The sequence below is a fragment of the Bradyrhizobium oligotrophicum S58 genome, from assembly GCF_000344805.1.
Lineage (GTDB): Bacteria > Pseudomonadota > Alphaproteobacteria > Rhizobiales > Xanthobacteraceae > Bradyrhizobium > Bradyrhizobium oligotrophicum.
The window spans coordinates 4,610,232-4,623,675 of record NC_020453.1 but is presented as its reverse complement, the minus strand read 5'-3'; the positions used below and the strand labels follow the sequence as shown (position 1 = coordinate 4,623,675).

Below are 13,444 nucleotides of genomic sequence, written 5' to 3'. Positions count from 1 at the left end.
CGAGCGTGCGTGCCTGCTTTTGAGCCGGCGGGCGGGGGTCTACCGGGCCGCGCGATAGCCTGTTAAGCAACACCGGAAAGCGGGGCGCGGTCCCCAGGTAGCGAGAGAGGCATCAGCAATGATTCAGACGGTCGGCATCATCGGGGCGGGCACCATGGGCAATGGCATCGCGCAGGTCTGCGCGGCGGCCGGCATCCCGATCGTCATGGTCGATATCTCGGAGCAGGCCGTGGCGCGCGGGCTCGCCACGGTGGGCTCGAGCCTCGATCGCCTGGTGAAGAAGGACAAGATGACCGCCGCCGACAAGGACAAGGCGCTGTCGTTCATCACCGGCACCACCGACAAGGCGAAGCTGACGAGCTGTGATCTGGTCATCGAAGCAGCGACCGAGAATGAGGAGCTCAAGCACAAGATCCTCGCGGATCTCTGTGCGAACCTGAAGCCGGAGGCGCTGATCGCCACCAACACCTCGTCGATCTCGATCACGAAGCTCGCAACCGCCACCGACCGGCCGGACCGCTTCATCGGCATGCACTTCTTCAATCCGGTGCCGATGATGGCTCTGCTCGAACTGATCCGCGGCCTGCAGACCTCGGATGCGACCCATGCCGCCGCGGCCGACTTCGCCAAGCGCATCGGCAAGGTCGCGATCACCGCCAAGAACAGCCCCGGCTTCGCGGTGAACCGCATCCTGTGCCCGATGATCAACGAGGCGATCTTCGCCTATTCGGAAGGCATCGCCACCGCCGCCGACATCGACGAGGGCATGAAGCTCGGCTGCAATCATCCCATCGGCCCGCTGGCGCTGGCGGATCTGATCGGCCTCGATACGATGCTGTCGGTGATGGAGGTGTTCTACAACGGCTTCAACGATCCGAAATATCGCCCCGCGCCGCTGCTGAAGGAGATGGTGGCCGCCGGACAGCTTGGCCGCAAGACCGGCAAGGGCTTCTACGACTACAGTAAGTAACAGCTATACCAAATAGCAGCGGCCAATGAGTCGGCGCGCGGCGGACCACAAGCGTCCGACGTCGCGCTGACGGCGCGAGACGTCGACATCTCGCGATGTCTGCACCTCAAGAACGTCCAAAAAACGTGTTGCTGGTTCCGGCATCGCTGCTACGTGCAGCCAGTGCGGCCGGCAGCAGCAGCTACTCACCGTTGAATCCGGTCAACCACGGCGCCACAGCACTATCCGTTCGAGTGCCAACGGCAACCGCCGGGCGGGCAAGGGGCCATGCCTTGCTGATGCAGCCCACTAAGCCGCGCCCCGGCGTGCCGTTCGTGGTTTGCCGCTATGCAATGGTCCGAAACGATACCGTTACACTCAGCGGATCTGGTACGGAGGTGGAGTCATTGAACCTCCTTGCGATCGAATGTTTGCCGTCGTTCGGCCGTCGCTGACGTTGTCGTGGGCAGTCATGCAGACGAACAACAGCCGCAATCTGTCCTCCCGCTTGTCGTCGCTGTCAAGGCGCATCATGACGCATTGATGAATTCGGCGTTACAGAGCGATCACAGCCGCGCCGCAGCACCGAACGAAGTCTGCGGGGTCTGATGACAAATGTCGGGAAGCGACTACATAGGGGTGGGCTGCCCGCCGGTCGTGTAGGCCGATCGGCGAGGTACCGGCGGCGTGTAGTTCGGAAAACCCGGTTTGCCTTGAGTGACCCCATCGGCATCGTGAGCGCGGGGATGACCGTTTCAACTTGCGGTCCGTCAAACGGCCGCGTTCATCTGCGAGTATAATCAAAGCAGGTAGACTGAACTCGGGAACCAAAAGGGGTTCGTGGCGTCTTGTCTGCCGCGGACCAGACAGCAGGAGAACAGCGATGAAAGCAGCAAGAATGACTCTGGCCACGGTCGCAGCTCTTGCGTGGAGCTTGCCTGCGCTTGCTGCAGAGCAGGGTGCCACGGGCGTCGTAACGGGAATCAACCGCCTGAATGGAACCGTTGCGATCAAGCGCGTTCAGAGTGGAACCGTGGGCGCGAATGCGTCCGCCGCCGAGGAGTTCAAGGTCAAGGACAATGCGATGATCGAGGAGGTCCACGCCGGCGATCGCGTCACGTTCTCGACCGCTGACGGTAACGGCACGAAGACGATCATCAAGCTCGACCGGCAAAAATAGCCGTTCACCCGCTGCGAGCGGAGCGACAAGATGGGACGGCGCGGTGCTTTCCGGCGAGGTGCATGGTGCCTCGCGCTGTGGCTGATCGTCGGGCTCTGTCATGGCGCTAGGGCAGAGACCGACGACCTCTATCGCGCTCAGACCATCGTGACCGGGCAGGGCGAGGACAACCGCCGGGCAGGCTTTGCGATCTGTCTGGAGGACGTGCTGATCAAGGTGTCCGGCGCGTTTCAGCTCAGCGGAGACGCGCGGCTGTCACCGCTCAAGGCTCGGGCGAGCGAGTTCGTCACCGGCTTCGACTATCATGACCAGAAGTCGGGGAAGCCGAAGCACGACGAGCAGGGCACCCGCGATCGCTCTTACGATCTGACCACATCGTTCGACCGCACGAAGATCGACGATCTGCTCGCGTCGTTGGGCGTCAAGCCGTGGCTGGCGCCGCGTCCCGCCGTCGCCGTGATCGTGGCGATGAGGTCCGGCGGCAGGAATTTTCTGGTCGTGTCGGATGACCGGCAATCCGACCTGCAGCGTGACGCGCTGCGGGCTGCGGCGGCAAAGCGCGGCCTCGATATCGTTCTGCCCACGTCGTCAATGCTCGCGAAGGTCGATCCTGGAAGGGCCGATCTGCGCGATGGTCCGACCGCGGACCTGTTCGCGCTGCTGCCCGGCGCAGAGGCGAAGCTGTTCGGACGCCTGACCTGGGATGACAACGAACTCGTCTGGGTCGCGCAGTGGCGGCTCGACGCGGCGGGACAGCAGCACGAGTGGCAGATCCGTGGCGTGACTTTCGACGAAGCATTTCGCCGCGGATTGGGCGGCGTCGGACAGATCCTCTCGGGCAATGGCGCGCCCTGAGACGCGCTTGCCTATGGCGGAATCATGGGCGCGGCGCATCGCCGCTGAGGCCGCGTGATGATCTTCCCACCTTCAAGCGGATCCAATGAGGCGCGGGCAAATCGCCGCGTCCACCGTAGCGCCGTGAGGTTGGCGCGATAGCCTGTCACCATCCCCTTCGGTTCATGCCGAAGCGGGCGAACTGCGCATGCGGAGCAAGCATGTCGCGCTCAGCTGCGCTCCCGCAAGCAGACAGGAGGTGCTCATGGTGAGATTCAGATCGTGTCTGTTGGCAGCGCTGCTGATCGCGACGACGACATCGCTGGCTGTCGCCTCCACCGGACTGGTGCGCACCTCGGCGACGATGCGCGCAGGCCCAGGTTCCGGCTTTCCTGTCGTCGAGCGCATTCCAGCGGGCGCCCGCGTTACCATCCATGGCTGCATCGAGGGCGGCGCGTGGTGCGACGTCAGTTTCGAACGCGAGCGCGGCTGGGTGGCGGCGCGAACGCTCTCCTATCTGTACCGCGAGCGATATGTGGTCCTTCCGGAATATGTCGAGTACGTGCCGGTTACGCCGTTCGTGCTGACGACCTATTGGAGCACGTTCTACATCGGGCGCCCGTGGTTCCATCGGCATGCGTTCTGGAATCGCTATTGGCATCGTCAGCCCGTCACAGCCCAAAATCCGCAACAACCGGGCATGAACCCGGCCGGTCCGGGGCGTGGTCCGGGCGCCGTGGCGCAGCCCGCTGGCGCAGCGAGCGCCGCAGCTGGAGCTGGCGGCCAGTCCGTCACACCTCCCCGCATGGCGACGGGATCGCCAGCGCCGGTCGCAGGTCCTGGCGGAGCCAGGTCCGCGATGGGAGCGGCATCGCAGCCCGCGACGCCGGCTCAAACCACGCAGTCGGCGATGGGACGCGGCGGCGGTTCGCCGCAGAGCGCCCGGGCGCAGATGGGCGGCATGCGGGGTACGATCGGCGGCGCGCCGCAGATCGGCACACCTGCTCACTTCGCCGGAGGCACCGCGATGAGTGCTCCGCACATGGGCGCCAGCGGTCCCCGTGGTGGTGGTGGTGGTGGTCGGTCAGGGTCAGGCGGTGGATTCCGCCGGCACTAGCCTCCACGGCCGGCAGCGCGCAACCAGCGAGTTCGTTATGCTGGTGTCCTGATTGTGAACTTTGCGGACCATGTTTGTAGGGCCCGGCTGGCTGGCGCGATCGGAGAGGATGACTACATCAGACTTATCCTCACATCGTCATCTCCGCCTGCCGTGAAAAAGCTCGTGCTCCTCTTCCTGCTGCTCATCATCACGCCCATCTCACTGTCCGCCGCGAACTATCTGCGTGGCGATCGCCGCGGCAATTGGCAGTCCGCAGATCGCTCGAGCGCGGGCCTGCTGCCGTCCCCTGCACAGCATGCCGACGCGATCGTGCGCGTATTCGCTGCGCGCACCGTGCGCTGGCGCGGCATCTTCGCGGTCCACAGCTGGATCGTCGTCAAGGAGAAGGGCGCCCCGCGCTATACGCGCTATGACTACACGGCCTGGGGCGAGCCGATCCGTGTCGACGGCTTCGCGCCCGACGGGCGCTGGTTTGGGGCGCTGCCCGAGATGGTGCTGGCCGTCGATGGTGACGAGGCCGAGCGCGTGATCCCGAAGATCCGGAGCGTCGTCGAGGGCTATCGCTTCCGCGCCTATGGCGACTACAACGCCTGGCCGGGCCCGAACTCGAACACCTTTGTCCAGGCGACGCTCAATGCGGTGCCCGAGCTGAACGCCGTGCTGCCGCCGACCGCGATCGGCAAGGACTTCCCCTATGACGCCTGGTGGGGGCGCACGGCGTCCGGCACCGGCCTGTTCCTGTCGCTCGGCGGCTATCTCGGCATTACCGTCGGTTGGATCGAAGGCCTCGAGCTGAACGTCTTTGGCGGAGTTCTGGGCGTCGATTGGCGTCGGCCGGCGCTGAAATTTCCCGGGATCGGCCGGCTCGGCATGCCCCTGGCTTGAGGGCGCGTCTGTTCTGACAAAGCGGCTGGCATGCTGCTTGCTGCGGCTGTCCTCGAGGCGCCCGCGATGTCGTGGATGCGCCAGAGGAGGCACGGCATGAACACGCTGTTCGCGATCTGCGCGACCTACGAGGTCGACGACGGCACGGCGCAAGGATTCGTCCTGCAGCGGCGCGATGCAGATGGCAGCGCCAAGCCCTGGCCGATCCTGGTTACGCGCAAGGGCAACAACTTTTACGGTTTCGAGAATGCCTGCCCGCATCAGGGCGCGCGCCTCGACAAGCGTCCGGGCGAGTTCATGGACGAGGAAGGCAATTTCCTCGTTTGCAGCCAGCATGGCGCGCAGTTCGATCTCGATACCGGGCAGTGCTTCATCGGGCCCTGCCAGGGCAAGGCGCTGGAGCCGATCCACCTCGTGATCGATGACGGCGATGTCTGCCTCTCCGGCATCGATCTGGACGAGGAGGACGGCCTCGACATCGACGATCCCGAGGACGACGTCCCCGAAGTGCAGATCACCTCGGACTGAGGATCTGCCCCACGGCTGGCTTACGTTCGATCAGCGCTTCTTGCGTTCGCTGCGGCTGTAGTTGCTGAGATGCCCCTCGCGTGCGGCCTGGGCGCGCGCCGCCTTGATCAGGCCAGGGCTGCGCGCCGGCGCTGCCGGCAGCGAGGGCAGGCGGGTGAGCTTGCGGCCGCCGCAGGTCGGGCAGACCGGCTTTTCCGAAAGCCCGACCAGCAACTCGATATCTTCTGCGCAGGTCGCGCAATGAAAGCTGTAGAACGGCATGACGCATCCCCTCGTTCACGCGAGAGGCTTTGCACGAAGCGGGCCAGCCGCAACGCCGCCCAAGGCGACGATTCGGGGCTCATTTGCATGCAAATGGCCAGTTTGCTGCCGGGCATGTGACGAACGCGACGCCGCGTGCGTCGAACACGCGACAGGCGCCATGCGCGACCGCCGGCAAGGCCGCCGGTCCCCGGGGATCCGGGCACCGGCCGGCCAGGGCAGCCGATCAGGCGTGGGTCTTCGGCACATAGGTGCCGGCGACGCACTTGTAACTTTGGAGACGCCACTCGTGATAGGGACCCTTGGACATCCAGTCTGCGATTCCGATCTGCGCACTGACCGCGCATGATGTCATCGTGATGCCGGACATCTCGCTGTTGGTAACAACCTTCTCCATGCAGAGTTGGCCGTTGCAGAGCATTGCGACGAGAGTGACGAGCACGTTGATTCTGCCTCTTCAGAGTGGGACCCGGTAAGGATCGAGAAAGCAGAGTTCATGCCAAGTTATGAATCTACGCCGTGTTGCTACGGAAAGGATTGGTACGGGTGTCACTTCATGGCTACAAAAGCGTGACGGATTCACTGCTTACATCACGCATCGTTCACTCTTTGGCGTGCCTTCGCTGCTGATGAGTCGACTGTTTGCTCGCCGTTGCGCCTTTCCGTTCGGGCCACCGGGTGGAGCGTAATCGGGCGATGTCAAACAACAGGCAGCGCTTGCGCAGTCCTGCATCGTTCGCCAACGGCTGCGTATCGCAGGATTGGATGCCGTGTTCGCCCCATTGCCGAAAACCGTGGCTTCACACCGACGTGACGGGCCCGCCCGATGGGCAGGCTTGCGCCAGCGGGCGGCAGTTCCGTAGGAAGACGGGGTATTTCTGGGGGATTTCATGACCACCGATTTCACGCGACGCGCGCTGCTCGAGCTTGCCGGCGTTTCGTCGATGACGATGGCCGCCATTGCAGCCGCGCGGGCCGAAGGCGGCGGCGAAAGTACGGCCGCGGGCCCGACCTTCGCCAGCCAGACCCCGATCCGGATCGGCATGGTGACCTTGCGCGTCAACGATCCCGACAAGGTGGCAGCGTTCTACCGGGACGTCCTCGGCCTCTCCGTCCTGCAGCGGACGGCGCTGTCAGTCCGGCTCGGCGCTGGTGGCGTGCCGCTGATCGAACTCGAACCGCGGCCCGAGGCGAGCCGCGAATCGCCGCGTGCGGCTGGGCTGTTTCATACCGCCTTCCTGATGCCGACGCGCAAGGACCTCGCGCGCTGGCTGGTGCATGTCGCGCGCAACCGTACGCCGCTGACCGGCTTCGCCGATCACAATGTCAGCGAGGCCATCTATCTCGACGATCCCGAAGGCAATGGCGTCGAGGTCTATTCCGACCGGCCGCCGAAGCTGTGGCAGTGGCAGGACGGCGTGGTCAGGATGGGCACCGAGCAGCTCGACGTCGATGATCTCGTGGCGCTGACCGATACGCGCACCAGCAACTATGCGTGCGCGCCCGACGGCTTGCGCATCGGTCATGTGCATCTGAAGGTCGGCGACATCGGCCAGGCCGCCGGCTTCTACACCGGGTTGATCGGCCTCAACCCGACTCGGACGATCGACCGCGCCGCCTTCCTGTCCTCCGGCCGCTACCATCATCACATCGGCGCCAACACCTGGCGCAGCGCCGGCGCTGGCCGCCGCGACGACGGCACCACCGGGCTGTCCTGGTTCTCCTTCGAGGTCAGGGGCGAAGACCTGCTGGCAGCGCAGGAGGCGCGGCTGCGTCATGCCGGCGCAACCCTCACGGCGCTACCGAACGGTCTGGAGACCGCCGATCCCTGGGGGACCAAGGTCCGTCTGATCCGGGTGTGATGCGTTGGAGCCTGCTCGATGGAGCTGATCGGCCAGAGGCTGTGGGTTCTCGCGGTCTGCGAGGTCTCAGGCCTCGTTCAGTCCGGCGCCGCGATCGGTCAGCACTTTCTGGCCTTTCGCCGTCAGCTCGTAGATGTCGCCATCCTTGGCGACGTAGCCTTCGCGGATCAGGTCGTCGAGCTCGTCCTGTCGGGTGGGTGAGAAGGCGATCGCCTGGCCGATATCCGAAAGCGTCGCGATCTGGTTATCCGTCAGCATGGCCATCCTCCCATTGTTCATCCGAACGCCGCGGCGTCGTGAATGTTCCGGGAGGTCACGGGTCTCACGCCTTGCGCACGAATTCCGACTTCAGGTTCATCTGACCGATGCCGTCGATCTTGCAGGCGATGTTGTGGCCGTCGCTCGCCTCCTGCAGGCGGATGTTGCGCACCTTGGTGCCGCCCTTGACCACCGAGGATGAGCCCTTGACCTTGAGGTCCTTGATCACGATGACGCTGTCACCGTCAGCGAGCACATTGCCGTTGGCATCGCGGATGCTGGCATCGTCGTCGGCCGCCGCGGCGCTCGCGGCGTCGCCGCTCCATTCGTGACCGCATTCCGGGCAGACCCACAGCGCGCCATCCTGATAGGCGTGTTCGGAATGGCATTGGGGGCAGGTCGTTGCGTCGGTCATCTCGTCCTCAAGGCGCTGCTGGAAGCGTGTGCAGCGTTAGAGGCTCGGATGGAACCGGGCAAGGAAAATCCCGCCCGGTCTGCAGCTACAGCGCGCGTTGCCGGAGCGTCGCGCGCTGCCGTTGTCTACGACGTCGCTGGTCCAGCCAGCCCGTCGTCACGCCGCTTTCTTCTCGGCGACCTTGGGCGCGCTCTCGGCCGCGTCCATGGCCCGCAGATAGGTGTCGAGCAGGGTCTCGTGCTCGTCGCGCTCGTCCTGGTCCTGCTTCCTGAGCTTGATGATCTCCTTCAGGATCTTGACGTCGAAGCCTTCACCCTTGGCCTCGGCGAACACTTCCTTCTTCTGCTCGTTCAGCTCCGCCAACTCGCCATCGAGGTGCTCGATCCGCTCGACGAAGGACCGGATGCGCGCGCCGGGAATGCCGATCTCTGACATGGTGACTCCTACACTAATGGGGCCCCGAAAATGCGCGGGAGTTCGTTGCCAATCTGTTAACATCAGGGGCTTCCCCACACCTCGCGAAGCCGACGTGCTTAACGCGGAACCCGGCCCGCCGGCGACCATGCCGCGTGTGCGTCATCACCTCTGCGGAGCCACCGCGATCACGGCGCCGCGCAGCTCATAGCCGGAGCTGACGGGATTGATGGTCATCGCCGGCACCTGTTCGAGGTGCAGGCCGGGCACGCGCAGCAACTGGTCGAGGAAGATCGCCGCCTCATGCAGCGCGACCGCCGCGCCGGGGCAGCGGTGCGGGCCGTCGCCGAAGCTCATCAGGCTCGCCGAGGCCTTCGCGGGCCGTGCACGATCGGGATCGAGCTGGTGCGGGCAGGGGCCTGCCGCGCTCGGATCACGGTTGGCAGCGCCCACCTCGATTTCGACGAGGCTGTTGGCGGCGATTGCCATTGGCCCCGCGCCGCTATCGACCACGAGATCACGCGTCGCACGGCGCTTCAGCGTGGAGACGACCGGCTCAAGCCGCAGCACCTCCTCGAGGATCGTCATACGGTCCTGTTCATCGCCTTGCAGGAAGCGCGCCCTCAGATCCTCGCGCTCCAGCAGCCGCCATGCGGCCATCACGATGAACTCGCGCGTGGTTGCCATGCCCGCGGCGCCATAGGTGAGACATTCGGTCAGAATCTCGCGGTCCGAGTAGCCCTCCTGGATCAGATGCGAGATCACGTCCTCGCGCGGCGTCCGGCGGCGGACGCGAATCGCCGGCCGCACGTCGAACCAGTGAAAGCTCAGCATCCGCCATTGGCCGAGCAGCGCCTGCCGCAGCGTGGCGATCGTGCCGTGCCCCGACACGGGCGCGCTGAAGAACCGGTTCAGCCGCACCGCCATGCGGGCCCTGTCGCTCTCGGTGAGTCCAACGATGTCGGCTGCCACCGCCACCGCAAGCTCGAGGCTCATGTCGTCGAGGCGCCCGCGGCCGGCAGCGCGAAAGCGCGCGACGAGCTCATGGCTGGTCCGCTCGATCAGCTCGCGATAGCGGGTCGCGACCACGCGTGGCGCGAAGAAGCGCGCGGTGGCGCTGCGCTGCTTCTGATGCGGCTCGCCGTCCTGATAGAGCACCGGCGCATGTGCCGGTCCGATGAAGCGTGCGACGAGCTCTGCGTTGAAGCCGGCCTGCCGAACGTCCGGGCAGCGCAGCACCTCGCGGGCACCGGCGAAGCTGTCGATCCGCACGACGGGCGCGGCATCGTCACGCTGTGATGTCGTCCGCGCCGATGGCCGAACCTGATGCGGGGAGTCTTGCGGGCGTGTTGCTGAAGCATCGGAGAGCATGAAACACCACCATTGGGAGATCGTGAGCATCCGAGATAAGACACAGCGGCGCAGGATCAATCAGTGCATTCGTTCGTCATCACCTCGACGTGAAGCGGCCGCTCTGCGAACAGACGCCGTGCCGGCATGCTGCGGCTGGATGCACATCCTCCAAACGCCTAGCCTCCACCTGCCGCCAGAGTCCGAAACTGCTTCTTCATGGCGTTGACCTTGCCGAGATAGCCCGCGACCGAATGGTCGCCGCAGCGCTCGCCATCATCGGGCTTGAACCCGCGGCGCGCGAAGCCCGCTGCCGGCCCGGCGCCGCAGAGATGTATGACAGCGGCGAGATCCTGCCGCTGCTGCGGTGTCGGCTTTGCGGCAGGCGTACGTGCGAGCACGGCGGCGACCTGGCGGTCGAGCGAGATCACGGTCAGCGCTACCGCATGCGCGGGCCAGGCGCGGATGTACAGGCTTGGTGATCCACAGCCGTCGCTGACCACCTCGTGGTCCCGGATGCAGAAGCGCGAGGCGTCAGCGAAGGTGCCATCGGTCATCTGGAACAGGCCAACGGCACTGGAGGCGGGCTGATACAGCGCGAACGGGTTCCAGGCCAGGCGCCAGCGCCAATAGGTGCGCGCCACCGGATTGCCGGAGCTTTCCGTCTGCGCCAGCGCGGCCAGGAGTTCCGGCGTGATCGAGCGCGTCGCATGCGCGCGGAACAGCGCGCCATAGTCACGCCACGTCTGCTCCGGCTCCTTGTCGAGCGAATGGCCGGTCACCACGAACAGTTCGGTCGGCTTGCGGACGACGTGATAGGCGAGATTGGCCAGCGCGAAGACGCCAAGCGCGAGCATGACGACGGCCGCGATCCTCAACCACCGAGGCGCTGAGCCCGCAGCCCGGCGCAGCCAGCGCCCGCCGCGCTGCGCGAGCCGCGCCGCATCGCGGCGCAGGGCGCGCCATCGCGTGGCTCGGCGCGGCTTGCGCGCTTTTTGTTGCGGTGGAGCAGGCGTGTTCGGCAACTGATTACCTCGGGGACCTCTGTGCCGGTCCATGGTTAAGGAAGAATTCGTGCAATTGCGTCATCCTGCCACTTTTCGTGGTTGAGGCGGTGCGTGATGAAGAAGTCGGTCAGTACCCTGCTGATGGTGTTGTTGTCGGTGCTGGCGGCGGGCATCCTGGTGTCCACGGCGATCCTGATGAGCGGCGCGGCCGGGCGTTACCGCGAGAGCGTCGCGACCGAGCAACTCGCCGCCGCCGACAAGGCGATCTTCCAGAACGTCCTCGTCATGCGCGCCCACCGCGGCGACATTCAGAGCGCGCTGCTCAGCGAGGACGACCCGCGCGCCAAGCTGACCGAGTTCCAAGGGGTCGAGGCGAGGGGGTATGACGGCATCGTCGCCGCCCTTGCCGGTCTCGACATTCCCGAGCGCGATGATCTCGTGACCAGGCTGAAGGCTGCCTGGGACGCGACGGTGCCGCAGTTCAAGCTGCTGTTCGACGAGGGCGCGCGGCCGCGTGCCGAGCGGGTGCTGGCGCGCACCAATGCCTGGTACGACCAGATGACCAAGACGCTGGATGCCGCCAATGCGGCGTCGCTCGCCGTCTCGAACCGCGCCTGGATGACGGATCCCGCGATCGCGCAGATGGTGCAGGCGCGCCGTCTCGCCTGGCAGGTCCGCGACCGCTACGGCCTGCAGTGCTCGGCGCTGCGTCCCAACATCAACAGCTCCAAGCCGCTCGAGGAGGCCCAGAAGCTGGCGACGGCGCAGGGCCGCGGCACCATCAATGCCGGCTGGAGCGGGCTGGACGACCTCACCGCCGGCGCCGGCAGCACCGCGCTCGCCGCCGTCGTCAAGAGCTCGCGGGCGGAGGTCGAAGCGGCGCATCAGCGCATGGACCAGATCACCAAGAGTCTCGACGGCAGCGGCAAGCCGGCGATGGCGCCGGCGGAATGGAACGCCTTCTGCCAGGGCCCGTTCAACGGCATCATCGCCATCGGCATGACCGCGCTCGACGCGTCGATCGCCCGCGCCGAGGCGCTGAAGACCGCGGCGCTGACCAGCCTGGTCGTGCAGTCGATCGCCTTTGTCGCTGCGCTGCTGGTCGCCGCCCTGGCGCTGCGCGCGGTGCGCGTCCGCTTGGTGCGTCCGGTTCGGACGCTGATGCAGGCGATCGAGCGCATCGGCCAACGTGACTATCAGACGCCGGTGGCGCAGTTCGCCCATGCCGACGAGTTCGGCGCGATGGCCGCGGCGCTCGAGGGCCTGCGCGCGAGCGCCGCGACGGCGGACCGGCTCGCCCAGGAGCGCGAGCAGGACCAGGGTAAGCGGCTGGAGCGCTCGCAGGCGATCGACAGCGCCTGCAGGAGCTTCGACGATACCGTGCAGGCGGTCATCGTCAGCATGGGCAACTCGACCGGCCAGCTTGATTCCAGCGCCGGCGACGTCCGCAAGCTGGTGGACGATTCCACCGAGCAGACCGCAGCGGTGGCCAGCGCCGCCGAGACCGCGACCACCAATCTCGAGACCATCGCGGCGGCGACCGAGGAACTGACGGCCTCCGTCTCCGAGATCGCATCGCAGGTGCAGGCCTCCGCGGCCGATGCGCGCCAGGCAGTCGAGAAGGCCGCGCAGACCAACGCCACCGTCGAGATGCTCGACCGTGCCGCCAACCGCATCGGCGAGGTCGTCAAGATGATCACCGCGATCGCCAGCCAGACCAATCTGCTCGCGCTCAACGCGACCATCGAGGCGGCGCGCGCCGGCGATGCCGGCCGCGGCTTTGCGGTGGTCGCCGGCGAGGTCAAGAACCTCGCGGCGCAGACGGCGACCGCGACCGACGACATCACGCGGCAGATCGCCGAGATCCAGGCCGCCACCGGCGAATCGGTCGAGGCGATCCGCGCCATCAGCCTCAACATCTCCGGCATCGACGAGAAGATGACGGCGATCGCGGCCGCCGTCGAGCAGCAGCGCGCCGCCACCACCGAGATCTCGCGCAACTTCCAGCAGGCCGCCCAAGGCACGCGCGCCGTCACCGACACGATCGGCTCGGTCGCTGCGCTCAACCGGCAGACCGGCAATGCGGGGGCTGCGATGGCCGATTCGGTGCGCCGCATGTCTGATGATGCCGACCGGTTTCGGGTGGCGGTCGAGGGCTTCCTCGGGACCGTGCGCAAGGCGTAAGGCATCGCCGAGCGAGAGCGATCCCGCGACGCAGATTTGCGCCCGAGTCCTGCTCTTGGTTTGCCCTCCGAGATGAGAGGGCGCGGGGAGTGCCGGGCGCTGGCCGCACCCATGGCCTGCCTGCGAAAGAAGTGCAGGCGGCAGGTACCACAGGTTCAGCCGAGGCGCTTGACGAGTTGCTATCAGGAATGAAAACA

General features: G+C 66.1%; 15 protein-coding genes. 8 read left to right on the top strand and 7 right to left on the bottom strand.

All coding sequences use genetic code 11. The features are described from left to right. Positions 1–118 precede the first annotated feature (118 nt). The 6 genes from S58_RS19820 (at position 119) to S58_RS19795 (ending at position 5,496) form a co-directional block, all read left to right on the top strand. Positions 119–970 (top strand): 3-hydroxybutyryl-CoA dehydrogenase, encoded by an 852-nt coding sequence (locus S58_RS19820; protein ID WP_015667145.1) that lies wholly within the window; start codon positions 119–121, stop codon positions 968–970. Positions 971–1,832: 862 nt separating this feature from the next. Then, positions 1,833–2,129 carry a copper-binding protein gene (locus S58_RS19815; RefSeq protein WP_015667144.1) on the top strand — a complete coding sequence of 99 codons (297 nt, stop codon included), beginning with the start codon at positions 1,833–1,835 and terminating at the stop codon, positions 2,127–2,129. A gap of 30 nt (positions 2,130–2,159) precedes the next feature. Then, positions 2,160–2,984, top strand: a complete 825-nt coding sequence (locus tag S58_RS19810) for a DUF2066 domain-containing protein (RefSeq protein WP_015667143.1) — start codon at positions 2,160–2,162, stop codon at positions 2,982–2,984. Positions 2,985–3,228: 244 nt separating this feature from the next. After that, a complete protein-coding gene (locus S58_RS36740) occupies positions 3,229–4,080 on the top strand; it encodes an SH3 domain-containing protein (RefSeq protein WP_015667142.1) in 852 nt (283 codons plus the stop codon). Positions 4,081–4,245: 165 nt separating this feature from the next. After that, positions 4,246–4,968, top strand: a complete 723-nt coding sequence (locus tag S58_RS19800) for a DUF3750 domain-containing protein (protein WP_015667141.1) — start codon at positions 4,246–4,248, stop codon at positions 4,966–4,968. Positions 4,969–5,064: 96 nt separating this feature from the next. Continuing rightward, positions 5,065–5,496, top strand: a complete 432-nt coding sequence (locus tag S58_RS19795; RefSeq protein ID WP_015667140.1) for a Rieske (2Fe-2S) protein — start codon at positions 5,065–5,067, stop codon at positions 5,494–5,496. A 30-nt stretch (positions 5,497–5,526) separates the two neighbouring features. Here the strand turns inward: S58_RS19795 and S58_RS19790 are convergent, their stop codons facing one another. After that, entirely contained in the window at positions 5,527–5,757 is a 231-nt protein-coding gene (locus tag S58_RS19790; RefSeq protein WP_015667139.1) for an FmdB family zinc ribbon protein, read from the bottom strand. A 226-nt stretch (positions 5,758–5,983) separates the two neighbouring features. After that, entirely contained in the window at positions 5,984–6,199 is a 216-nt protein-coding gene (locus tag S58_RS19785; RefSeq protein ID WP_015667138.1) for a hypothetical protein, read from the bottom strand. Positions 6,200–6,647: 448 nt separating this feature from the next. Between S58_RS19785 and S58_RS19780 the strand changes: the two genes are divergently transcribed. Further along, entirely contained in the window at positions 6,648–7,619 is a 972-nt protein-coding gene (locus S58_RS19780; RefSeq protein ID WP_015667137.1) for a VOC family protein, read from the top strand. A gap of 66 nt (positions 7,620–7,685) precedes the next feature. Here the strand turns inward: S58_RS19780 and S58_RS19775 are convergent, their stop codons facing one another. The 5 genes from S58_RS19775 to S58_RS19755 all read right to left on the bottom strand — a co-directional run bounded on the left by S58_RS19775 (position 7,686) and on the right by S58_RS19755 (position 11,012). Next, entirely contained in the window at positions 7,686–7,877 is a 192-nt protein-coding gene (locus S58_RS19775; RefSeq protein ID WP_015667136.1) for a helix-turn-helix domain-containing protein, read from the bottom strand. A 64-nt stretch (positions 7,878–7,941) separates the two neighbouring features. Continuing rightward, positions 7,942–8,292, bottom strand: coding sequence for a zinc ribbon domain-containing protein YjdM (locus tag S58_RS19770; protein WP_015667135.1), 351 nt, complete (start codon positions 8,290–8,292; stop codon positions 7,942–7,944). Positions 8,293–8,448: 156 nt separating this feature from the next. After that, positions 8,449–8,727 (bottom strand): DUF2312 domain-containing protein, encoded by a 279-nt coding sequence (locus tag S58_RS19765; RefSeq protein WP_015667134.1) that lies wholly within the window; start codon positions 8,725–8,727, stop codon positions 8,449–8,451. 144 nt (positions 8,728–8,871) lie between these two features. Continuing rightward, entirely contained in the window at positions 8,872–9,978 is a 1,107-nt protein-coding gene (locus tag S58_RS19760) for a cytochrome P450 (RefSeq protein ID WP_015667133.1), read from the bottom strand. A 257-nt stretch (positions 9,979–10,235) separates the two neighbouring features. Next, positions 10,236–11,012 (bottom strand): transglycosylase SLT domain-containing protein, encoded by a 777-nt coding sequence (locus tag S58_RS19755; RefSeq protein ID WP_042340823.1) that lies wholly within the window; start codon positions 11,010–11,012, stop codon positions 10,236–10,238. Positions 11,013–11,177: 165 nt separating this feature from the next. Here S58_RS19755 and S58_RS19750 point away from each other — a divergent pair, with 165 nt between their 5' ends. Then, positions 11,178–13,247 (top strand): methyl-accepting chemotaxis protein, encoded by a 2,070-nt coding sequence (locus tag S58_RS19750; protein WP_015667131.1) that lies wholly within the window; start codon positions 11,178–11,180, stop codon positions 13,245–13,247. The last annotated feature ends 197 nt before the right edge of the window (positions 13,248–13,444 follow it).